The following is a 24105-nucleotide window of genomic DNA, read 5'->3' on the forward strand; positions in this document are numbered from 1 at the left end:
GAATGCATTAGAAAGTTAGAGTAGTTATAACGAGATGTTTGCGTGGTTGTATTTCTTCCGTATCCTGATTATCCACCGACATCTAGTTTGATTCGCAACGCGATTTGTTCGCTGACGCCGTCAAGCTCGGTGAGCTCGTCTATTGACGCTTTTTTGAGATCACTCCGTGTGTTGAAACCGGATTCGCGAAGCGAGCGTCCTATTGTATCGTTGACACCGTTCACTTCCTGCAGCTCTCCTGAATTAATAGTCGTGTCTGTAGGAACATCATGACCGTTGGAATTGTCTGAGTTGTCGTCCGAAGTGGTGTCGGACGATGGGTGGGAGGATTTTGTTTTGTCAAGGGCTTCATCAGTAGCTGCGGAGTACGTGCCAAAGTAGTTAGCAATGGTACTAGAAGTCACATGACCATGTTCGTTCATTTCCGTAGTGGTGGGCTGATGACCGAGTTTGTTGGCCACTCGTTGTAGGTCTTCAATAAGTCGGGCTTCGTTGTCGACCCCGGCCGCATCAAGAACATTCTGCCAGGATCCGAACACGCGAGTGATATCGTTAACTGAGTACTGTGTGGTGTTGCTTACGTCAGTCGCCTTGAGCGGTCGGTCAAGTGTTTCGGCAACGTGTTGAACTGCGTCAAGGAGGTCACGGCGTCTTGGAGTACCGCTGCTTCCTGTGGTTGTTTCCCCGCTACTCGATGTTGCGCCTTCGCTTGGCGATGATGATGAGCCGGAGTCAGACGTGCTGTTCCGTGAGCTGGTATCGATTCGTGTGGCTTGGAGATCTTTCGTGCTACTGAGCTCCTGACCAGTCCCGGCATCTGTCTCCCATCTCTTATGCCGAGCTTGCTCAATTGTGTATGTGGCCCCGATGGTCCAGTCCAGCGAGAGGTTGTGTGTTGTCCAGATATCAAGCGGCAGTTCGCTACCGTCTTGGAGTTCTACTTGGAGGCAGGCGTCGCGTTTGCTACCGGGATTCGAGTCAATTTCGAGGACGGTGATAGTTACTTTGTCGACGCGGCCGTCGGGCAGCGAAACCGTCGAGGATGCGGAGGATGTTGTTTTATCAGACACCGGTTGGTCTGTCTCGCGGTGCCCGGTGGTCCCTGCGACCGGACCGGTATGGTCATCCGGTGGTTGTGATCGCTTTGGGTTTCTCGTGTTTTCTTTGTCTACTGTTTCAGCGTCAACAAGGCCTGCTTCGATGAGTGCATCCTCTATACTTCCAAAGGCATCTTCGTATTCATCTGGGTGGTGACTGCCAACGGAATACAGAAGTTTTCGATCGATTTTGTCCCAGTCGCTCGCAAGGTTTTGGAGCTCGGTGATGAGCTCCTCTTGTTCCTCTGTTAGTGATGACTGATTTATTTTGAACGTTTCCACTGTGTCTTCGTCGGCGACACCTGCTTTGACGAGTGCGGCGTCTAAACTCCCGAAAGCGTCTTTGTACTCGTCCGGATGGTGATCACCAACCGAGTAAAGGAGCTTCCGGTCTATCTCGTCCCAATCGCTGGCTAACTCCCGTAGTTCGCTGATGAGGTCATCGCGCGTTGAGGTATCGCTGCTTGTTCTCGTGGTGGTCGTGTCGGAATTCGAGGTACTGGACGATGTACTAGTTGTGTCCGCTGTCTCGTCTACATCTTGTGTGGCAGTGGTAGGGTTGCTCTCTGTGGGTTCGGGGCCAGTTTTAGTCGACGGTGTTGGAGACTGTCTCGAGTCATGGACACCGGCGGCAGCGATTGCGGCGTCGAAACTTCCGAAATGTTCGCCGAGTGTGGCTGGTGTGAAGTGGCTGTGCGTGGCGATATCGCCCATCGTTGGGACGCCGTCGACCTGGTCAGCAACGCGTTGTACGTCACTGATAACACGTTGGTCTGGGTCGATGTCGGCGGCGTGTAGCGCATCGTTCCACGATTCGAACGCGTCCGTGTAGCGTGCGGGCGCGTACCTGCTGTGTGTGTCCATCTCACTAAGGGTTGGATATCCGGCAAGGACACCGTCAACACGCCGAATTTCGGTACGGAGTTCGTCTCTGGTCGGAATTCTCGGCTCGTCGGACGACTCAGCGGGTTCTGTGGTGGTGTCGGATGCCGTTTTTTCCGCCGTGTGCGCGCTCAGAGCAGTGTGGCTTGCATTCGGTAGTGTGATCGTGACCGTGTCCTCTTCGCCTGGAATATTGTGAGTTTGGTTCTGGTACCCGGCCCGGGAAACGAACAAGCACGGGTCGTTTCCGGAGGTGGGGAGCGTGATGGTAACGGTTCCGTCCGCATCGGTGATCTGTTCGGTTGAGTCAGTGGTCGTTTCGGCGATGACTGCGGCGTTCTGTATCGCGGTACCGTCGATGTCAGTAACAGTGACGGTGAGACGTGTCGGAGTAGTCTCGTCTGTGGCTTCGGAGGACCCCGGAGTCTTGGTTTGAGTAACGGAGTCCTGAACGGGCATCGTGCCTGGAGTGAGCGATTCAGGCTGCCAGTACGTTGTGAGAACAGCCTGCTCTCGAGTGTCGCCGAGTGTCGATTCGATCTCATCGATGAGTTCGTCTAACAGTGTGCGGGCGACTTCGTCGTCAACCATGTCGCTCGTGTCGCGGTTGTCGGCGATAGTAGCGCGTGCGCCGGCAGTTTCGAGTTCTCGGAGTATTTGACTGGTGGTGTCGCTGAAGGCGACGAACCCGGGGTGTTCGCGGAATCGGGAGCCGAGTGCGCGGAATTCGCTGGCGCGGCGGAGGAGTCGCCGGCCGTCTTCGCCAGCAATACGCGCATCGGCATCTCCGGGGATGGTAACGACGTGATAGAAGTGCGCGTGCTTGTCGCCGGTCGGGTTCCGAAGGATCCGCCCGATGCGTTGAATAAGCGATGCGTTTACCCCACCTTTGGCGAGGTTAACGGCGATGCCGGCGTCGGGCAGATCAACCCCGATACCAAGCACGTCGCCGGGCCCGACGAGCACGCCGGCATCTGCTTGTTTGAACGCCGTGATCGTGTCGTACGGCGCTTCTTCGTCTTTCGCCGGCGTGTACACGGTGTCTGTGTCGAACCACTTACCAAGATGTTCAGAGACGGCGTCGGCTTGCGCGTAACTTTGCACGAGGACGACGGCTTTCCGCTCCGGGACGTGTTCGGTGAGGAGCTGCCGGATCGTGTCGTGCGGCGGGTTGAGTTGCCAGCGTTTTGGTCGGCGGGAGAACGCTGCAGTGGCGAACGTGTCGAACGCTTCCGACTGATCCCGCGCGTCTTTCCCGTCTTTGCTCTGCGCGAATGATCGGAGGTCACGGAGCGTTTCAAACGTGTCTGGGACGGTTGCTGGAACGTCGCCGGAGAGTTCCTGCGGCATGAATTTGTGCGTGCTGGTGTCGTATGCCGGTATGAGTGTGGTTGTCGAGTCTGCGACTCCGGTGAGCGTGTCGCCGGGTTTACTCGCAGCGTAACACACGTCCCACCGGAAATCCGCGATGACGTTCTGCTCGCGGGCTTCAGTGATACCGAACTCAATACACTGTGCGAGGTTCGCTTCAAGCGCATCTTTGACGCCCGAGTCACCGAGCCACTCGTCATCGATCGACCCGGACATCGCCAAGACGCTGTCGGCGTTTGTCGTGAGGTCGTCGAATAAGTCGCGCCATCCGCGACTGTCGCGCCGCCCGCTGCTGTACCGGTGAGCCTCATCTAAAATGACGAGGTCGTAGTGCAGCCCGGGGTCCGCTGCGAGGAGTTCCTGTGCGGTGCGGAATTCAATGTCACCCCACGCCAGTTCGATGCGCCGGTCACCGTCGCTGTCTGTTTCGGTGCGGCTCCGCGGGATATTCAGATGCTCGTCAAACTCGCTTTGCCACTGTTCAAGCAGTAAATCCTGCCCGGCGACGATAAGCACGGTTGCACGGCCCGTCGGTGACCGTGTTGCTGCCGGGATGTCAGCCGTGTCTGCAGGGTGTAAGTCGCCGAACAGGTGTGCGATGGCGGCGAGGCCGAGCACGGTTTTCCCGGTTGCGGTCGCCATGTTCACGTACCCGGTCGTCCCGTTGTCGACCCATCTCTTGATAGCGCGTTGCTGATGGTCCCACAAACGGGTGACCATTTGCGGCCGGTCCAGGTGTGTTAACAGGCTATCCCCACCGATACTGCTCCCAGTGTCTGCCGTGATTGAGTCGATGAGGATGTCCGCGTAGTTCGTCACCGCCGGGTCGGAGAACAGTTGATACAGCAGGTCGGCAACGGCTTCCGGTTGTTGCAGTGGCTGCCGAGACAACTCTTCGTCGCCGTGTTGCGTGATGAGTTTCTCGATGAGCGCTTCGGTTGCGCGGTTGAGATCTCCAATTTCGCTGTCGTCTAACCCGAGTTTCGTGAGTTCAACGCGGAGTTCATTGAGTCGGAAGACCAAGTCGCCGATGTCGCTTGCGTCGTATTCAGTGATGAGTTGTGGCAGGTCTGACTGTGACCCAGCAAGGGCTTGCAACCCGTCAACATAGTGTGATCCGCACGCCGTACCAAAATCCATACGGCCGATTGTCGCTCCGTGATCGAAGGCAGCGTCAGTCGTCCCGAGCGCGACGCCGTACGTAACATCGATTGCGGCGCGGTCAATCTGTGACGGCCAATCGCCCTGTGTCAACGAGTTTTTGGAGAGCCGCGCGTCATAGAACTGCTCGTCAAGATCCGTGTACGAAGTACGATCATCGACTTGATTTTTGAACGGATCCATTATTGAGGTGATAACTGCTTGCCATCCTGTCATCAACCGCCAAATAAAATAGTATCGCCGGTTCCGCTACCCCGTCGTCGCTTCGGCGTTCGGTATCGACTCGCGCTGCGTGACGGTCGTGTTCGGTGTCGTGCTTACCGTCACACCCGTCTCACCGTTCACCGTCCAGTGCTGGCCACGCACCGACTCGAATACGTACCACGCACCTGACTCCCAGTTAAATTCGCTTATATGTCGGTTCCACACGTCAAGCTGCACCGACTCCCCGTCAACGGTGACTGCGCGGAACACGTGCCGTCGACCGTCTTCAGTCAGGTGCTCACGAATCTGTAACACCACGGGAGTGGAATGCTGTGCCGTTTCGTCGATCTTGTCTACGGTCCGTACGAACGAGCGCGACTCCGCCGCATCATGCTCTGGTTCACTCGGTTGTTCCGACGCAGCTGACTCCACGTTCTGGGGTTCCTCAGTCGCTGTCGCCGCTGAGTCCGGCGTATCACCGGGTTCTTCCCTGATCAGAGACATCGCTTCAGTGTCCGACGTGGGTGGAGTGGACGAGGACTGTGCTGCGAGTTGGTCGGCCACTGATTCGAATTCTGTTACTTGCTCGCGTAGGTGTGACACGCGGTGTTCCAGCTCCGACGCGGTAATGTTATCAGGTAGACGCTCAAGCGCGTCTTTTCCGTCTTCGACAACCGATTGCATGACGTCTTCCGCTTCCCCTAGCTGGGACGTTTCTTTGAGTGATGAAACCCGCTGCGTCAGCGTGTTAATCGTTGCTTCTGCCTGCTGCACCTGTCTCTCGTGTTCAAGCCGGTCAGTAAGCGACTCGACGGTCTCAATCCGATTGTACACTGCAGCTTCTTCCTCAGCAAACCACTCTGCATTCGCTGATTGTCCCACATCCTGTGCCGCCCGATACGCGGCATGCGCATTCTTACAGGCTTCTAGCCCCGTATCGACATCACCAGTTTCGACTGCATCCTGCGCTGTTGTGACGTGTGCGTCTCCATCACTTACGACTTTGTCGTACTGGGCTTCAGCTTCGGATGGAATCGCGTCTAACCGATCTTCGACGTCATTCACACGCAGCCGCAAATCACGATCTCCTGACAGCGTGGTTAATGCTTCTCGTGTCTCACTCACCGCGGCACGCATCGCCGGTATCCGGTCGTTCGCCTCAGCCATCTCACCGGTTGCAACCAGTGTTTCGATCCGGTCGCACGTCGCCTCAAGTCCAGCCACTAACCGGAGTTTCTCACGGTCAGTGTGCATTTCCAGTGTGGCTGTGTCATCGGACGCCTGGTCAGGTGACTCGGTACCGGATGAAAGTCCAGCCCCATTAGTCGAACCGTCTGACTCCACAGTTGTCAAGCCATCTGCATTGCGCTCTGCAAACCGATCTTCAACTGATACGATGAGACGCGCGGCGAGCGCCGTCCCGATTCCATCAACAGTTGTCAACTCCGCTTTCGACGCTGCGAGAATATCGTTGGCGTCTTCATACCCAGCGTCACGCAACGCCGCTGCTTTCTGCTCTCCGACCCCTGGGAGTTCCTCAACGTTTGGGACTACAGCACTATCTGAATCAGGTGAGGCGCTATCTGTCGTGCTACTGGACGTTGATGACTCCGTGTCAGCAGTAGCGATAGCAACAAAAAAACAGGATTGTACCAATCACAAGCGACTGCCACACTGGAAGGTCAAGCGGCCCAGTCACGAGCGATAATAAGACACCACCCCATCCAGATACGACTGGCAGAACCGTCGATAAGGCGTTGAAACCCCAACCGACAACCGCAACCCCTACGCCAAGGAGATAAACCAGCATACCGAATCCATCCCACGCTTCGCTCTGCGTGAACAGCGCAATCAGAAGCAATACAATCGCCGCAGTCAGTAACATACCCACAACTCACCTATCGGCATCGTGGTACCTCTACCGGAGTGGCAACAATAAATTGTGTGGACAGTATGACAGTCGGCCAACAAGGTTAATATTCTAAAGACAAGCTCCGACAGTGTTTGATCTTTAGTAGAAATATCATGTGGTTATCAATTAATAATGCGGAGTCAATCCAAGAGTCATAATAATTACTATGTGACAAGAATTCTATAATACTTTGGAACGCATAGATTACAGTCCGAAGGTGTTCTGGGTAGACAGCGGTACCCCGTACCTCCGCCCGCGGACTCGGCTAGGAAATTTATTGCGGAGACTGAGTGGGTATAGACGAATATCTCTTTATTAGGAATAGTGCACCTCCGTTGAGTGCATCATGAATGCACATGTTACCTTTGTCCTCGATTCGTCGGGGTCTATGTCGGCCATTCGAGAGGATACCATCGGCGGGTTCAATACATTTCTTGCTGATCAACGCAACGAGGAAGGGACTGCAACTGTATCTCTCGTTGACTTCAATTCGACAGTCAATATAACGTATCGCGGAACGGCGATTGAAGGCGCTCCCGAGTTGTCGAAAGATTCGTACACGCCAGGTGGTCAGACTGCACTCTACGACGCGATCGCGACTGCAATAGAAGATACTGCAAGCTTCATCGACGGTATCGACCCAGCGAACCGACCCGAGACGGTCGTCGTCGTGATTCTGACTGACGGTAGGGAGAACGCCTCCGAAACGCCGCAGGATGTTATTCGGGAGCAGATCGAAACGCGGCAGCAGGAGTGTGAATGGGAATTCCTCTTCATCGGCGCGAATCAGGATGCTGCACTAGCTGCTGATAGCATGGGTATCGATGCGGACAGATCTCTCAATATGGCTCATTCGGGGAAGGGGGCCAGAGCCGCATACGACTCGACGTCTCAGCGTATCAGTGACGCGCGCTCAACTGGAACGGTGTCAGATTTCACCGACGAAGATCGGTTGCGACAGGATGAAGCAGATCGTTAAATCGGACTGGATTCAATCACATCTCTGAGCCGCGGTTCGGGTGCCGGAGCATGCGAGAGTTAATTGAAGCCAACTAGGCTACCCATCAGTATGGCAGTTATTGATCCTCGTCTACGGTATCTGAGTCAACGCTTTGTGAAACGCGTTGGTAGACACGAGGTAGGAACCGGAGAGCGTGACAGGGAAGGCGATCAGTTTTCCCACTGAGGTAGTCCTCAACGCCTTCGAGGTGATCGGACCAGCTTGAGCGACAGACAGCCGAGTTACATCGACTGTGACATGGTGATAGCCTATCTAAAGTTCCATTTTTGCGGAAGTGATATCTTATTGACTAATATGGCGAGCGAAGGGCGAAATACACTCTCGGAGGAGGCAGTATAATAGAGCGTGCTTCTCGAATTAGCCGCCGGACCGCTACGTGGGAAGATTTTAGGTCCCCCGCGTCGGATAAGCTCTCAATGCCTTCGCTGCTAGTACAGTCCTGCTCGGCCACAAAGAATCAGGTGACAGAGCCGACACGGGCACTAGATGTTTACGACGGATACTTTTTCAGAATAATCAAAAAGGCGAAACGAGAGGAGGCCTTCAAATCCGATATTGACATTTGTATTCTCTCTGCAGAATACGGACTTATCGACGCTGAAGACACAATTACTACGTATGACCGGAGAATGACCGCTTCTCGTGCTGAGGAACTCCGTGAGGAGGTGACCGGTGCCGTTCGTAAACGTATCGAAGAAGAGAGATACGACCAAGTCGTCCTGAACTTGGGGAAGGAGTACCTAGAAGCGGTTGACGACTTATCTGACCGATACGATGTCGACATATCGACAGTCCAAGGTGGAGGAATCGGAGAGAAGGGAAAACAGCTGAAGCGTTTCGTCCGGTCGGATACTGTACCCTCGGTGATTGCCTGATGGCCTCTTCCGGCTCACAGCGCCTTGATGATGGAATATTTGAGATTGTTGACGAGGCTGGAGACGCTCGAAGTGGGGTGATCAGTATAAACAATACCGAGCTGGAGACGCCCAATTTGCTACCGGTAGTGAACTTCTACGCTGGTGGCACCGATTCCAGCCTATACGGCGGTGGTATCCATCGGACAATCAAGGAGTTCATGAACGGAGACGAGGTCATAAACGGTGGGGATTACAGTCGATATTTCGATGGTGTGATGACCTCCGTTGCGTCACTCACTGACTACGGCATCTCGAGAGAACGGTACGAAGACTACATCGCCGCACCGATCAGGGAACGCGACGTATTCGATTTTAATGGAACCCTCTTTCTTGACTCAGGTGGATTCAAATTCCTCGGCGACGGTACCTTAGATGGCAGCAATTTTGAGGTGGACGTCGATCAGGAGGCAATCGTTGAGATACAGCGGAAACTAGGGGGAGACGTCCTCGTAAATCTAGACCGACCAATTGAGCCGGACGACGACTACTCCACTCGAGTCGAAAAAGCGCGGCTGACGGCCGAAAACGTCGACGAGTTCCTCAATCTAACTACCCAAGACGACACGCGATATCTGACACTCCATGGGTACAACTACTCAATGCTCGACACGTTTCTCACGGAGATCGAGAAAGCCATCGGCCGGGACCGTGTCCATCGTGAGTTCGATGGCGTCGCCCTCGGGAGTCTCGTTCCACTCAAAGACAATAAGGGAAAACTGATCACCGCTGTGAGTGATTGCCGTGAAGTCCTTAGCGACTGGGGGTTCGAGGAACTCCCCCTCCACGTGCTCGGGATCTCGTCTAGTGCGATTCCTCTCTTGGCCGCAGTCGGGGCAGACACATTTGATTCGTCATCGTACATTCACTCCGCAATCAACGGGAAATACGATACGTCATTATACAATTCAGAGCCCGTAGACGAAGTCGATTTTACGGAATGCGACTGTCAAGTCTGTAGTGATGACGTGTTAGTCAACCGGATGAAAGGGGACGTAGAGTACCAGAAAGACAAACTCGGTGCCGTTGCGATGCATAACCTGATTATCCAGAAAGAAGAAATAAAACGGATCCAATCCGCGATCCAAACACCGGGAGAGGAAGCGTTGAGATCATATATCGAACAGTCATTGGGTCGAGAAAAGTCGATGCAACAGCACGCGCATCGCGTTGTGAACGAATCACTTGGAGGGTACTTCTGAATGTCGACAACTAAAACGCCACAAGTCAACGAAGTAAACGAATTTTTAGAGATCGCTAGCGACTTCGAGGATCCGCTTGAAGTGATCCGCGAGTCGCTGTCGAACAGTTATGATGCGGGTGCGACGGAAGTCGAAATCACCATCCGAGACCGACCGATCGGGTCGGAGATTATCATCGAAGACGACGGAGAGGGGATGGATCACGCTGATCTCGAGTCGTTCTTCGATCTGGGAAATTCCACGAAGCGCGGCCGTCAAAACGGCTCTATCGGGTACAAGGGTCACGGAACGAAGATTTTCTACAAAAGCGAGGAGGTACTCGTCAATACCACGAAGAACGGGACCAATTTACGCGCACAGATGGAGCAGCCGTGGGAAAAGCTCAATAACCGGACCATGCCCGAGTATGTGCTGAACGAGGAAGCAGTCAAAGAAGGGAACTCCGGGACGCACATTCGCATTACCGGATTCAAATCCGGCCACGGTTTCTCGCCAGCATCGCTCACTTACAACAAAATCGAGCACTACCTGAAATGGAAGACGCTCGCCGGGTCAACGGGCCACTTCTTCACAGATGACTTCCGAGAGATGGAGATAACGGTCACCCTCGGCGACGAGATCGACGATACACGAGACCAACTGGTGATGAACAACAAGCTCGAGTTCCCAACCGAGCAACTTGAGCCTGGAGATGGCCAGTTCTCTGAATCTCGGATGTGTAAACACTACCCGCCCCGGGAACTCACCGTTGAGACCGAAAATGGAACTGAAACAACTGTAGAGGTGGTTGGAATGGTGGGAGGCAAAGAGGCTCGTAACGAGCTCCCTACTTACGGAAAGCACTCGGCACAGTTCGGTGTCTGGCTGGCAAAAGATCATATCAAAGTTGAGCGGGTCAACGACACCATCTCACACGACAACGAGTTCCTCCATTTCTTCTTCATCGCAAACTGCCAAGACCTTGAGTTATCGGCAAACCGTGAAAAGATACGGAACAAGTCGAGCCCGGTGTACCAGGCGATCGTAGAGGAACTCAGTCACTACCTTTCGAAGGTCGCATCAGATCCGTGGTTCAAAGACTACTTGTCTCACCGTCGTGAGGCGAAACTCACCCGTCGCGCAGAGTCCCAACAATCATCCATCGAGAAGCGTGAGCAACGGATTCAAGACCGAAACCGATTCACGCCATCCAACGACGCCGAAGTCGTTCTCGGGTTGGAGCGCTCGAACCGCTTTGGGGCTGAACCGGAGATCACAGTTGAAGATTACGACCCAAGTGCGGAGGTCAACGCACTGCTTCGTCAGGATACCAACCTCTATGCGAGTTCGATTCACCGTCGGCTCACGGATCACTTTGAGGAAGATAAACCGCTTGAGAGCGTCGATAAAATCGTTTGTTGGTCGTACGGCGACCGCGACGAGCTGAGCGAGCTTGAGCGCTCAGGATACCATAGTGGAGAAGTCACGATTGATCTTAAGAACGACCGACTGATCTATAACAATGGTCGTCGGCATAACATCCATATCGTCAGAGTTCAGGATCGACTGTAGCACAGATCCGATTGAGACCGTCTCATCGCGGAACGACCGAACTTATCACATCCCCTCGTCAATGACGTGTAGAGAATGGCATCGTTTGAGACCGACACGACTGACGATGCTGGCAACGCACGCCGCGGTACGATCCACACACCACACGGCGACGTCCAGACACCAGCGTTCTTCCCCGTAGTCAATTTCATCGGTGGACCCAACGAGAAGTCCGGCGGAATTTGGAGTCGATTGCGGAATCATCTCTTCGGAGAACCCGAATTTCAAGGCGCGATGTTCCAAGCGATGAGTTTCTTGGATTTCAACATCACTCCCGAGTCGCTTGGGAACTGGCGTTCAAAACCGATCCACGACCACTTCACTGATCACGACCCAGTCAAGCCGTATCACTCACAGCCGGAGAGTTTCACTAAGCCGTTATTTGTAGACTCAGGCGGATTCAAACTCCTGAACTCCGATACCTTCGGCGACCCGCCAACGGAGGGGGGCGATGATAATGACTGGGCAATCTACACGAATCCAGAGAGTATTCTAGATTTACAGCTCGATTATGGCGCTGACATCATCGCTACCCTAGACTATCCGATTCCACCGAACCTGAACGATGAGGAGACGACCAAACGAATGGAGGACAGTATCGACAGCGCCATTCGCTGTCTCGAACTCTTAGAGGACCAACCAGACCCCCCTGCGGTATATATCGCTATTCACGGTCACGACTACGAAACTATCAATTGGTACGTCGGGACGTTCCTTGACCGTGCGACGCATATTGACAAGTCATTTGAAGGATTTGCAATCGGGTCACTCGTCCCGCTACGGACGAACGTCGAAATGCTGGTTGACATCGTGCAAGGCGCGAAAGATGCGATTCCTGACGACCGGGAAGAAGATCTCGGGCTTCACCTATTCGGGATTAGTGGAAAATTCACGGCACTCCTAGCACTTCTTGGTGCGGATTCATTTGACTCGTCAAGCTACATGCAAGCAGCACAGTTCAAGAAGTTCATCAATCGAGAGATTGGGGTTTCAGATGAGGAGCTCGTCCGGAATCCAAACGCTTCGACACACGACTTGGGTGATTTTGGTGTTGACGTTGACCGGACAGCCGACGCACGTTGGGCAGCGGACTGGTCAAAGTTCACTGCGGATCAGATTCCCGAGGGCTGGGGCTGTCAATGTCCTGCATGCGAGCAGCTACGACGGATAGGTTTCGAGCAGCTGCAGGGCACAATGTACGACAGCAAGTCGTATGATCGAGACGGTGAGTACATGAAGAGCGATTTTTACGCACTAATGAGCTATCATAACTTCTGTGTCTACCAAGACGAAATGAATCACGTGCGGGAGCTGATCAACGACGGTGACGGGGAGTTGCTTGAATACGTTGCCAAGATGGCTCGCAACGATGTCGGGAACATCAAGCGGGCATTAAAACGGGCAACAGTCCGAGACCGTGAATTGGCACAGCAGCTCCGTGAACGCGGCTACAATCGACTCACCGCCGATCAAAGCGATGCAGAGCAGGAACGGCTTGATTTGGATATTCCGGTCGATGACCAAGAGATTTCACTTGAGCACACACCGGAGGATTTCAACATTCTTCAGCGGAAGGACTACCGTGTCGGCGATGAGTGCGTACTTCTCGTTATCCCGTGTAGCCAAACCAAGCCGTATTCTAATTCCCGAACACACCGCGTCGTGGCAGACGCAACCGCTGAGTGGAACGATCAGATCCACAAAGTGACTGTCTCTGGCATGTACGGCCCTGTACCCGAACAGTACGAAAGCCTCTCGCAGATCAAATCATACGAGTACGTGCTGACAAACGCTGAGAAACAGCGCCAACAACTCGTCGTGAACCGTTTGGTCTCCTACCTCGAAGAATACGGCTCACAGTTCGATGCCATCGTTGGCTACGCCACCAGCAAAACCTACCGTACCGTAATAGAGCAAGCGTTCTCAGAGTACGGAGATGGTGTTGTCCTCCCAAAAGACCCGAAAATGCGCGCACTCACTGAACACTTCAGAACAACTAATCTTGAAGAGCTATCTGAGCACCTAGATGACGTGCTCTCATCTACACCGCCCCAGTAGTCGCTGAGCCCGTTATTGATCGCTTCGAGGCTCTCAGACCTCAGATCGGTTGTTCTAATCGCCAGTTGCTCTCCTGTGGTTCAAGATTACTCGAATCAGATCCGGACTCCGCAAGGATGCCAGAATGGTACAGCATCTGTTTAAATTGATACGCGACCACCGAACGATATACCTGGGATTCTAACAGTGAGGCTGTAATCAAGTCACCATCGCCGGTCAGTACTGCAGACCGTGCCTCTTCTGTATCTCGAATGAAGAATTCGACCGCAAACGTAGGCGAGGTGTCAAACAGATACTCCACTACGGTAGGCAGAATCGGTGGCTGATCGTTGTTCTGAAGCTCTTGAATATGTTTTACGAGCATCTGTGTTGCGGGAAAAGAGAACACTACCCGTCGGGCAATTAACGCCCAGTCAGGTGCTAGCTGGGTGAGTCTCGTCTGCTCTCCTTTCCATGATTTGAACTCTTCTAACACAGATTTCAATGATTGCTCGTGTTTTTGTAATCCGAATCGAAGCAGTTCCTCACCCAAAGGGGATAGAACATCAGACCCATCCGGTTGCTTCTCTATCAGCCCGAGGAATGCAGCACCGTCTCTGGCACTTTTGAAATCTCTCACCACGTATTCTTCGAGAACGTCCCTAGTCGGTTCCGTATGGTAGACACAGAACGGATACCCAAGATAGTTCTTTGGGCGGTTGAGATGGAACGACTGGCCAGCAACGCGCTGTGGACCGGCTTGGAAACGTATCGTCGATGCTTCTCGACCGACCTGTGTGCCAACTACTCGCGGTTTCTCAAGTACGTCTACCGATTGATCTTCTGTTACTCCGAGAACACCGATATTTAATTCTCGACCAAGAGCTCGGGTTTCTGGCGAAATAGAGCTGCGAGGAGCAGCTAAAAACCCGAGGTTCGCCTCCTGTAGCCGGTCATGAGCTTGAACAATCCCCGTCTCTGTGTCAACCTGCCCAGTCGATCCATATCCCTTCGCTTCAACGACGGTTAGAGGTGGAGAATCTATATCTCCGTGGTGACCACGAAAGGAGTCACCTTCAATTGAACCAGCGCCAACAAGATCAGGATACCCTGAACCCACACGTACGTGATTGAATGGCGCTAGGGTTTCGGTTACTTCCTGTGGGATTGGAACATCATTCAACCACTGGTCGGTCGAGAACTGAGTGTCGACAACGGTGTATCCTGAGCCAGTCTCATGTCTGGTAAATAATTGCTCTTTTGTTGTTGCTAGCACTTCGGGCTCAGTCATTGACAGTGTTCCCATATACAAGGGAGACTGTTCCAACAATAATACATCTATTGCCAGATTTTACATCATATACGCAAGAGGTATTTATATGACATTTTCGTCAGTTGTCCGTGTCGAAGCGCGTCTTCCTACAAGTATAACATTCAGATGAATATTAATATAGAGTGACTATGGATCAACACGAATTTTCGGAAGGAGTGGAAGTGACCCATTCACAGCACGGGCGTGGCTGTATCCTAGATATGATTACCTCTGAAACCGGAGGTATTGACGATGCAAGAGTGATTTTTTATTTAACAGGAGAAGAAGCAGTGGTACCAACCTATTCTCTCGCTCCTGCTTCTGAAGTGATTTCTGTAGAGGCTACTCGTGGAACACTTGGCGCTATGATCACGATCGACGACGGATTCTACACAATCACCGTCGAGCCAGATGGTGAAGGAACCGGATTCAGAGTGAGCCTTCAAGCAGGTAATGCAACTCTCGACCAAGCAGACTTAAGCAGTGAAGATCTATTTTGATCCGCCTATTTTGAATCCGATAACGCTGTCAGGTCAATGTTATAGCGCTTTTCGAGACCGCAGACGGCTATGACCAACGACATCTCTATAGAAAATAAACTTCCTCCATAGCAGTAAGCGCTTCTGTCACGTCTTCAACAGTCGTGCAATCTATCTCTATCCGTACTAAGGAGATAGTTTTATTTTTGAGTTCTCCAGTATCAATATCTACAGAGTATCCGACAATAATATTTTTCCTTCTAATTAATTAATATATTTTCGCACAGTCCGTTCCGATACACCGACTCGGTCAGCAAGCTCACATATTGTCAACCGTGCGTCAGCAAGTAGAATATCTAGAATGCGTTCGGCAGTCGAATTAGCCGGTGAATCATTCGTCGCGTAGTTTGAGAATCGGTCTGAAGTGTGTGCTCATCTTCTGATGACGCTTCTACCGAGATCTCTTCGAGTAGGGAATCTATTTCTTGCAAAGCCTCGTCTGCGTCAAATTCATCATCACTCATATAGGACCTAATTGTAGACTAATCAATAGTATCGTGGCGTATCTCTATCGATATCGCTCTGTAGTGTTAGGTTGTGCTACGACCTATACCGGGACTTAGTCCTGCTCCATACCCATCATCTGATCGTCGAACGCTGAGACAATTTTACCTAACGTCCCTTGGTACGTCTCCGTGTCTTGGTGATTTCTGATATAATTGACCATCGCGTCCGTCGGATCCCCCGCAGTTTGGCCGAACTCCTCCTCAGCGATATTCAGTCCTCCTGCGGAGTACTGTACGAGGATTCTCTCTTGGCGATCGACATCAACGAGGGCCTCGGGATCGCCGGTGTCTTGAAACGCGAGGCTCGCCATAATTATGCGATATATTTCTCTGTTCAGCAGGTTCTCAAGACCGATTTCACCGTCTCCTCTGTAGTCTTCTCGCTCCGGCTTTCCTTCTCGGTAACCCATAACCGCGAGAAAGGCCATGAACTCGTAGCCGTAGTCAAAGATCTCGTACTCATCGACCACCTTGTCGTATAGATCCGATTTCTTGTAGTTGACCGTCTTTCCCATCGTTAGTCACCTCCGACCGCTGCCCGCTCCGTTCTGATAGTGGTCTGCGGGTGGTCGTCATCGCCGTCTCCGTCATCGAAGTCGAGCCAGTACTGTCTGCCGACCCTCGGCGACATTTCCTCCTCGACGGGGCCCTTCCACTGTGAGTCGGTTGCGAAGACGACCACCTGATTTGCGAGTTCCGGAATCACTCGACTCACTTCCCTTCGATGTTCCATGTCCAGCGCACCGAACGGCGAGTCCATCACTAACGGATAGATACCGCCGGTGAAATAATCGGAGTCGGAATCCGCCTCATACCGCTGTCGAGCGATAGCGACCAGACTGCCGATAAACGCCAGACTGGCAATTTGCCGTTCGCCGGTCGATTTGTCCACCTCGACGCGTTCTCCGCCGATACGTTGCCAAATTTTCAACTCGAAGTCTTTCGTTATCTCTGCGGTCAACTCCTTGCTCGCAATCGATCCGAAAGTCTCTCTGATCTTCTTGTTCGAGAGCTTGCGGACCTTGTCCTTGAGGTTCTTGAAGGCCTGATCGAGCTCTTCTTCGACGAGTTCGGCTGCCCTCTGCCGTCGTTTCGCAAGCATGGCTTCCTCCCGTTCATCGCGCTGATCATCGATCTCGTCTTCGAGCTCATCGATTTCGTTCTCTTTGTCCTCAATTTGCTGTTCGATCTGGCCGATTTCGACGTTTAGCTCCTCCTTCTCCTTCTCCTTGGTTTCCCGTTTCGCTTCGAGCTCTTTGATCGATTCACCAGACTCCGTGGTCTGGTCCATGTCCTGTAACTCGGAACTCACCTGATCGATCTTTTCGTTGAGATCATCGATATCGTCGTGGAGACGCTTTCTTTTCTCGATAATCTCGTCGACATTCTCAAAGAACGACGACCGCATGTCGGAGAACTGATTGAGGTGACTGATTATTCTGAGTGCACTCTGTTCGACTCCCTCGGCCACGCTATCGCCCTTCAGTGCCTTTATTTGGCGGTGATGTTCGGTTCCCGGTTCCAGCGACCGGCCGCAGATACACCGTTCGGCTTCGAGGAGAGAGTCGATATACGAATCGTTTAGCTCAGACGGGATAACCCCGTCTTCGCGCATCTCGTCGAGCTTTTCTGCCGTCTCTTGTATGAGCGGCATGCCCAGCGGAACGAACCCCTTTTCCTGAATTTCGTCTCTTATATCTTCGTTGAGATTTTCGACCTGTGCCTCAATTTTATCCCTATCCTCTTGATATTCAGACCGGCGTTCTTGTAGTGCTGCACTTTCGTCAAGCCGTTCCATTTTCTGTTCAATATCTCTGATCTCCTGTGCGAGTCGGTCCCGTGCACGCTCGGTGTCCTGATGTTTCCGCTCCAAGTCATCGATTTGGGCTTCGATGTCTCGCTTCTTTTCGATAAGATTAGACAGCTCTTCGCTGGCGTTCTCTTCGACTTCGTCCTCGAACCTTCCCGCGACAGCCTTCGAATGGCGCGTCGCCCGTTCGAGGATTGTCAGACCCATTATGTTTTGTATCGATTCCTGAATCCGCCCCTGATTATCGATACCCGCCAGTTCCTCGATGTCCTCACCGTCGAAAAAGAACAGGCTACTCAGACGCTCCGGGATGATTTGATCCAGCGTGTTCCCCGGATTGCCGCGCTCAGACCACGAACCTCCATCCAGATATTTGACGCTCAGATCCATATCGACCAACTCCCCGTCGAAGTCTGTCGCTGAGCGCTTTTCGTAGACTGCCTGACGTTGTGCGACGTACTCCGTGTTCTCGTGTTCGAACTTGAGCCGAACGGAGACGGTTAATTGGTCGCCAACAGAGGAACCCGCAATCTCTCCTTCGTTGACGAGGCGATCAGGACGTGTGTCGAAATCAACTTCTTCGTAGAACAGCCATGTGAACGCGTTTAGGAGCGTCGTTTTTCCAGATCCATTCGATCCGTGGATGACCGTGACTCCCTTGTCGGATCCCTGAGAGAACTCGACAGTGTCATCCTTGAACTGACGGAAGTTCTCCAGATCTAGTTGTACCAACTCCATCAGTTGATCTCTTCTCTAACGATGTCTTCGATGTCGTTGACAACACCGCGTGGATTATCAAGGTGTATTTTTTCTTTTTCGGCTTCCAGCACCCGTTCCCGGATCCTACGAAGCGTAGCCTGATCGAGTTCAAGGTCGTTCTTGTCGATTTCGCTCTGGTCGTCCGGGAGTTCACTCATTATACGAACTGGCGACGCCTCTCACTTATATGTTAATCGTCCGGGGTCAGTCAAGCGGTAAGAAGATCATACCGCCGTTTTACCTCCTGTAGCGACCGTTCGGTCGTTGGAACTCCCTCGACATCTGCGTCCGGATGGTTTCTCGCCGACTCGGCGAATGTGGTCACTCGTTCGAGTTCTTTCCGGATGAGCGTACGCTCGGCATCGTACTGATCGTCGGATAGCACCTCAGGGTGACGACTCGTATCGGGTATCGTAATGAAATCGTGGATGACGGCGAACTTCTTGTCCTTATGTTGTCGCAATATTCGTCCGCGTCGCTGAACGTACTGCCGAGGATTCGACGTGCTGGCGAGGAGGTACGCCGTCCGGGTTGCGGGGACGTCGACTCCCTCATCGAGGCACCGTATAGATGTTAGTACGGGGATGTCACCCGCTTCGAACGCAGAGAGCAATCGCTCGCGTTCGGCCTGATCCTCGCGTGCGGTAAAGCGTTCGACAGTCAGGCCGCATTCGTCTCGGAGTCGCCTCGTCGTGGCGTCGACGTGACGCTCTCCCTCGCCGTCAAATCCAGTGGAACCATCACTACAGTAGACCAAGGAGTGACTTGGATCCGATCCCCGCTTGAACAGGTCAACGAGTAGATCTAGCTTCTCTCGGGCGGTGCCGATCAGTCGAGCGCGTTTGAATAGGGCGGTCTGAAGGGACTGGTTATCTCCTAGTTCGAAGTCTCCTCCTGTTTTCTGTTGAGCGAAGAGCCGTCCGATCTTCTTAGTCAGCTGCATGTACTCCTCCATCTCGTCGTCCTGTAACTCCACGATATGAGGAATATAGTAGTACTCACAGAGCGCTCCGGACTCAATCGCTTTCTCAAGCCCGTAATCGAAGACGGTTCCGCCGAAATACGATGTCAGTTTTTCAGTTCCTTCTTCATCGTACCATCTCTCCGGGGTCGCCGAAAGCCCCAGTCGAAGTGAGAAATTATCCATGAGCGCGTTTTGCGTGTGGTTCGCACCAAGATGATGGACTTCATCGGCGATGAGCATCATCCGTCCCGTAGCGCGACTGAGTGTCCGACGCGCGGATTCCATCGAGAGCGTTCGATGGGTAGTGACTACGACGCAGGTGTCGCGGACGCCGTTGTTGAATTCGAGAAGTTCTCGTTCGAGTCGAGGCTGCCAGTTCCGTCGTGATTGATATCCAAGGATCGGATCTGCTCCGAAATCGATCAAGTCTTTTGACCACTGGTCCACGAGATGTTGATACGGAACTGCAACGACGAGAGCGAGGTTCTCATCAAGGGACCGTGCCACGTGAGAGGCAGCCAGCAGCGCAGTGATCGTTTTTCCGGTTCCGGTCGCCATATGCAGAATTCCGCGACCGTCTGCGTTCAACCAGCTACGAACGGCATCCTGCTGATACGGGCGTGCTTCAATCCAGTCCGGTGGTTGTAGATCTGCCATCGCTATTGTCCGAATAACCACATCTAATCCGTGTGCGAATATACGTATTGTGTCGGCGTTATCAGTTCACATATTTCAGCCATCGAACTCAGACTCTATCGATTCAAGTATTCCACCCTCCACCTTCGAGGCATTATGATTAGTTATTTTGGGTTCTTCTGATGTTGAGTCATCAGACTGACTTTGGCTGATAAGAGGCCCGTTGCCAGAGTTTATACTGTGGTGGTTTTCGTGCGATACAACGCCGTGCGGAAAGAAGCACTTCCGGCCACATACCGTGCCATCATCTGCGCTGCGCTGGCAGCGAAACCATTTCTCTTCTCCCGGTTCCCAAGGCTTGTAGAACTCCTTAACTCGCTTATTGAGGTTCTCTACCGAGTGGTCCCAATTACCTGGTACAGTCGCTTGTTCTGTTCGTGATTCATTCATAGTTCAATTCATGTAGACGAGAGTATTAACATTCACTTTAGATATTAGAAATATCGCTCTTCTGTAGGATAGTATTAATGCGGTTGTCAGCAGTTGACCGGTGACAGTGATCAAGTCTCTAAAGTCCTAACGCAAACTCAAGATTCAGGCCGCTCAGCTACAAATCACAAGTAGTGGTGTTCAGCTTAGGATGAACAGTGAGGCAGACCGATCTACGAATGTTCAGGCTCGAGATTACTCTCCTTCACGGAGAAAACGAGTGAGTTTGAGAGAAGGTTCAATGGGATCTAGGATCTTCAGTGAGTTGCCAGAGTGCTGTTGGTTCATGGACATATTCAATAAACTCCGCAGCATGAAGTCTATCTAGCCTCTTTGTTACAGTCGGTCGAGATAAGCCTGTAAAATCCACAAGTGCACCCGTTGTGAGATTGCCTTTAGATACAAATTCGTCAATCACTTTCTCCGTATTCTCGTCTATTCTCAGGGGCATGTTTACGTCATATCTTTTCTAGTACCTCTTATCTCTCATTATACATATCCGTAAATACTAATAACCTTTACTACCCGTTAAGTATAAGTGAATAGGAGTGTTAGGACAGATTGAACACTCGGTCCCACGGGGTAGTCGGTTAGGTTAGAATGCCCGCGTGCGCCAACACGCGGACCGGGTTCCCACACGGAAAGTAAGAACCCATGATAAAGAAAGATTTCAGCGGTCAAGAGAACGTCGATCAATTAATTGAAGCGATAAACCATGTTGAATTTCATGCGCTCGGGGAAGGGGCCGCGATGTGTCAGATGTGCGGCAGCGACCTCGGAGAAGGCGACGACCTAACGGCGTATGCCTTCCGGGCGGCTGGCAACCCGATTTTTGAGGTTGGGTACATGATGTGCGGGGCGGACGAACACGAACACGAACATCCGTCGGTGTTTACGCGTGGTGTTCATGAACTGGTCGTCACTGGCCGGATCGGTCTCTGTACGAATGTGTCGATGCAGTCGTCGTGGTTGGTGCTGATTGAGCCGTCGCCGGTGGTGGTGAGTGTGGCGTCGTCGAGCTCGGCTCGCACGGTAGGTGAATCGACCCGTGACGCCGATACTGAGAGTACTGAAGCTGCGGAGCGCCGTGATGGCCCGATTCCGTTGCTGACGGCCGTCCGTGAGCACATGCGGGCGGATGCGGGTGAGCGGTGATGGTGCCGGCGTTCGATACCGAACACCTTGATTGCGAGTTCTTGCTGCCGGATGATGTGGAAGAACTGATGCTCCCGGACGTGTATGTGGGGCTCGAAATCCCACTGCTCGCACCGGGCGATGGGATCGTGACGGATCGACACCACGCCTCGGCTGACCGGTACGAGGCGGATGATCCGCAGAACCAGATTGGGGGGATGGTGTCGCCGTTCCCGCTCTCAGGATGGCTGCGGCACGGGTGTGAACGCGTCGTACAGGCGGCTGGCGGGACAGCGTGCCATCCGGGTGCGGCGGACGCGGAGTACATGTTGGAGGATGTGTACGAGCGCGATCTCGATGCTGGCTACCATGAGAAGGGGTCGTGCGTGGATGGTGACGCCGGCTGCATGCTGTACGATTTGTTCGGGGGGTTCAACGACCGGGCGGGTCGCCTGGTCCGCCGGCCGATCGGGTTTTCGCCGATTCGCCGACAAGTGGACGTGCTCCAAGGTGAAGCGGAAGCCCATTACCGACAGTTGAACACGCAGGTGCGGTCGCGGAACGCGGAGGATGACGGGCAACCACTTAGAATGGCCTCCCGAGACGTCGTCGGCAACCTCGTCGGCACATGGAAACTCTCACTTCGAGAGTTGAAACCGGAGTACGTTGGGTTGCTCGTGGAGGCGGTCGATTACCTTGACGCGCACAGTGATGAGTTCGAGCTGCAGCTCGGTGGGGCGCGGAATTTCGGGGCGGGCATGGTTGATGCGCGCGTCATTAACCCGCTGTACTCGGACGCGGAGATCAGGCGGGTGTTCAATCGTGCGCAGGATGCGACGTCGGGGATGCAGTGGAAGGATGATGTGTGGCGGGAGTCAGTCCGCGAGGAGTTCGTGGCGGCGCTACAGGCGCGTGTGGCGGGGCGTGATGGTGACGCGTCGGGTCCGGGCGGTGATACGTCGTGACGGGTCCGAGTGACGAGCAGGGCGACAGTGAGGATGAAGAAGTTGGTCTCGATGAGCCGCGGCTGCCGACGATAGCGACGGACCCGGTGCAGGACCCGGTTGATTGGGAGGCGCAAGGCGAGGGCGGTGCGGAGTTGGATGGGGAGTTGAATGAGGTGCGGGAGCCGTCGACGGCGACGGATCCGGTGCAGGAGACGCCTGCGAGTCTGCGGGAGGGTCGTGATGAGCGCGCGTCGGGTGACGATGAGAGTGAGTCGGGTGTGGAGGGTGATGGGGCGTGACGGAGACGGAGTCCGCTCAGGAGCCTGCTGGTGATGGTGAGTCGGATGCGTTGGTGGCGGCGTTTCGGCACGACGTACACAAGCTCAGAGGCCGGCAGCACGAGGCTGGTGAGTCGATAGTGTGTGGAGTAGCGGTGAATGAGTCGGTGCCGTGCGGGGCGGATGGGGATGCGGCGGTGTTGAGTCGCCCGTCGGGGGAGCCGGAGCAAACCGTGGAGAATCACGCGTCGCCGGCGCGGCTCTCCCTAGTGACGGGGGCGACGGTCGCGGATCCCGACGAGGTGCCGGCGTCGTTGGCGGAGGTGCGCGGGTTGGTGGTGCCGGGGTGTTCTGATCCGGCGGAGCTGCACGCTGAATGGTTGACGAGTGATGTGGCGGCGCGGTTCAACGAGTCGGTGTACGTCCCGTACACGTCGCTCAAATACCACACGTTGCTGGTAGCGGCGTTGCTTGATACTTACCGCGCGGGGTATGCGTTCGATGATCTCTATCTCGTGGCGGAGCGGCCAGAGCGTGGCCCGCCGACGAACGGTGATGATGGGGTGGCGGCGGCGTTGTCGGCTGATGTGGTGGTGCCGTGCCGGACGGTGTTGTGGACGTCGGAGTTAGCGGTTCGCATGACGGGTGATCCGCCGCTTGATGGGGCGGTGGCGTCGCTGGGGGCTGGGCCGGCGCGGTCGTTTGCGGATGCGTGGTCGCGGTTGGCGGCGCAGCCGCTGGATTTGGATCGGGAGTGGCTGCGCGTGGTGGATGCGCAACTACGACGAGTCCGGTCGTTCTCGACGGCACTCCAATACGTGGAGGATGTTGTGGCGGGCGGTGCGGCCGTGGAGATGCGTGGCGGGGTGGGGAGGTGATCCGGACGGGCGGGCGGGGTCGGCGGGGCGCAGCGGTCGTGGTGGATCGTTTTGTGAGCGTGCTGGGCGTGGTGGCGCAGCACGCGTCGCGCTGGCCTCGTGAGCGGGGTGGTGGGCGTGGCGGGTGGGTGCGGGTCGTGGTGGGCTCGCAGTCACAGTGGGCGCGTGCTGCGGGCCGCGGGTCTGGTGTCGTGTTGTCCGTGGTGGGACGACGCGGGGCCGGCGCGCGGCTCGGAAACCGGTGGTGCGGGTCGCAGCGCCGAGTGACGCTTCGACCCTGCCGCCGGGACTCGGTGAGAACACCGGAAACGAGGTGTGCCGATCGCGTGGGCGACCGGCAGAAAACACTGGAAACGCGGTGTGTGGATTCCGGGGAGAGTGCGTCGTGGAGAACACTGGAAACGGGGTGTGCGGAGTGGGGTGGTAGTAATGTGGTGTGTGAACATGTAACTATCTCCAGTG

At 54.1% G+C, this 24105-nt stretch carries 19 protein-coding genes; 10 read left to right on the plus strand and 9 right to left on the minus strand.

Annotated features, from left to right (window positions below):
* Positions 1–68: 68 nt before the first annotated feature.
* Entirely contained in the window at positions 69–4694 is a 4626-nt protein-coding gene (locus B4V04_RS17595; RefSeq protein ID WP_498232957.1) for a homing endonuclease associated repeat-containing protein, read from the minus strand.
* Positions 4695–4760: 66 nt separating this feature from the next.
* The gene (locus B4V04_RS17600; RefSeq protein WP_498232958.1) at positions 4761–6371 is read right to left on the minus strand and encodes a helix-hairpin-helix domain-containing protein; all 1611 of its coding nucleotides are present in this window, start codon (positions 6369–6371) and stop codon (positions 4761–4763) included.
* Positions 6372–6973: 602 nt separating this feature from the next.
* On the opposite strand from B4V04_RS17600, the gene B4V04_RS17605 reads away from it, so the two are divergent.
* From B4V04_RS17605 to B4V04_RS17625, 5 genes are all read left to right on the plus strand, one after another.
* Positions 6974–7606 carry a vWA domain-containing protein gene (locus tag B4V04_RS17605; protein ID WP_498232959.1) on the plus strand — a complete coding sequence of 211 codons (633 nt, stop codon included), beginning with the start codon at positions 6974–6976 and terminating at the stop codon, positions 7604–7606.
* Between the two features lie 458 nt (positions 7607–8064).
* A complete protein-coding gene (locus B4V04_RS17610; RefSeq protein WP_435098421.1) occupies positions 8065–8523 on the plus strand; it encodes a DUF6884 domain-containing protein in 459 nt (152 codons plus the stop codon).
* A complete protein-coding gene (locus tag B4V04_RS17615) occupies positions 8523–9764 on the plus strand; it encodes a tRNA-guanine transglycosylase (protein ID WP_498232960.1) in 1242 nt (413 codons plus the stop codon). Before B4V04_RS17610 ends, B4V04_RS17615 begins: the two co-directional genes overlap by 1 nt.
* Complete coding sequence (locus tag B4V04_RS17620) at positions 9765–11315, plus strand: ATP-binding protein (RefSeq protein WP_498232961.1); 1551 nt, start codon at positions 9765–9767, stop codon at positions 11313–11315.
* 75 nt (positions 11316–11390) lie between these two features.
* Positions 11391–13412, plus strand: coding sequence for a tRNA-guanine transglycosylase (locus B4V04_RS17625; protein ID WP_498232962.1), 2022 nt, complete (start codon positions 11391–11393; stop codon positions 13410–13412).
* A gap of 40 nt (positions 13413–13452) precedes the next feature.
* Here B4V04_RS17625 and B4V04_RS17630 read toward each other — a convergent pair whose 3' ends face one another.
* Positions 13453–14697 (minus strand): hypothetical protein, encoded by a 1245-nt coding sequence (locus B4V04_RS17630; RefSeq protein WP_498232963.1) that lies wholly within the window; start codon positions 14695–14697, stop codon positions 13453–13455.
* 155 nt (positions 14698–14852) lie between these two features.
* Between B4V04_RS17630 and B4V04_RS17635 the strand changes: the two genes are divergently transcribed.
* On the plus strand, positions 14853–15203 hold the full coding sequence (locus B4V04_RS17635) for a hypothetical protein (protein ID WP_498232964.1): 351 nt from the start codon (positions 14853–14855) through the stop codon (positions 15201–15203).
* Positions 15204–15446: 243 nt separating this feature from the next.
* On the opposite strand, the gene B4V04_RS17640 is transcribed toward B4V04_RS17635, so the two are convergent.
* From B4V04_RS17640 to B4V04_RS17665, 6 genes are all read right to left on the minus strand, one after another.
* The gene (locus B4V04_RS17640) at positions 15447–15545 is read right to left on the minus strand and encodes a winged helix-turn-helix transcriptional regulator (protein ID WP_498233373.1); all 99 of its coding nucleotides are present in this window, start codon (positions 15543–15545) and stop codon (positions 15447–15449) included.
* A 256-nt stretch (positions 15546–15801) separates the two neighbouring features.
* Positions 15802–16263 (minus strand): DNA phosphorothioation-associated 4-like protein, encoded by a 462-nt coding sequence (locus tag B4V04_RS17645; RefSeq protein WP_498232965.1) that lies wholly within the window; start codon positions 16261–16263, stop codon positions 15802–15804.
* Positions 16264–16265: 2 nt separating this feature from the next.
* Positions 16266–18296 carry an AAA family ATPase gene (locus B4V04_RS17650; protein WP_498232966.1) on the minus strand — a complete coding sequence of 677 codons (2031 nt, stop codon included), beginning with the start codon at positions 18294–18296 and terminating at the stop codon, positions 16266–16268.
* On the minus strand, positions 18296–18475 hold the full coding sequence (locus B4V04_RS17655) for a hypothetical protein (protein WP_498232967.1): 180 nt from the start codon (positions 18473–18475) through the stop codon (positions 18296–18298). Before B4V04_RS17655 ends, B4V04_RS17650 begins: the two co-directional genes overlap by 1 nt.
* 50 nt (positions 18476–18525) lie before the next feature.
* Complete coding sequence (locus B4V04_RS17660; RefSeq protein WP_498232968.1) at positions 18526–19938, minus strand: DEAD/DEAH box helicase family protein; 1413 nt, start codon at positions 19936–19938, stop codon at positions 18526–18528.
* A 706-nt stretch (positions 19939–20644) separates the two neighbouring features.
* Positions 20645–20857, minus strand: coding sequence for a MarR family transcriptional regulator (locus B4V04_RS17665; RefSeq protein WP_498232969.1), 213 nt, complete (start codon positions 20855–20857; stop codon positions 20645–20647).
* Between the two features lie 203 nt (positions 20858–21060).
* Between B4V04_RS17665 and B4V04_RS17670 the strand changes: the two genes are divergently transcribed.
* The 4 genes from B4V04_RS17670 to B4V04_RS17685 are packed head-to-tail and all read left to right on the plus strand — an operon-like array spanning position 21061 to position 23643.
* Positions 21061–21561, plus strand: coding sequence for a DUF8112 family protein (locus B4V04_RS17670; RefSeq protein ID WP_498232970.1), 501 nt, complete (start codon positions 21061–21063; stop codon positions 21559–21561).
* Entirely contained in the window at positions 21561–22505 is a 945-nt protein-coding gene (locus B4V04_RS17675; RefSeq protein WP_498232971.1) for a hypothetical protein, read from the plus strand. The genes B4V04_RS17670 and B4V04_RS17675 overlap by 1 nt, the downstream gene beginning before the upstream one ends.
* A complete protein-coding gene (locus B4V04_RS17680; RefSeq protein ID WP_498232972.1) occupies positions 22502–22786 on the plus strand; it encodes a hypothetical protein in 285 nt (94 codons plus the stop codon). The genes B4V04_RS17675 and B4V04_RS17680 overlap by 4 nt, the downstream gene beginning before the upstream one ends.
* Positions 22783–23643 carry a DUF8168 family protein gene (locus B4V04_RS17685; RefSeq protein ID WP_498232973.1) on the plus strand — a complete coding sequence of 287 codons (861 nt, stop codon included), beginning with the start codon at positions 22783–22785 and terminating at the stop codon, positions 23641–23643. Before B4V04_RS17680 ends, B4V04_RS17685 begins: the two co-directional genes overlap by 4 nt.
* Positions 23644–24105 lie beyond the last annotated feature (462 nt).

It is taken from the genome of Halorubrum sp. B52, assembly GCF_059752555.1.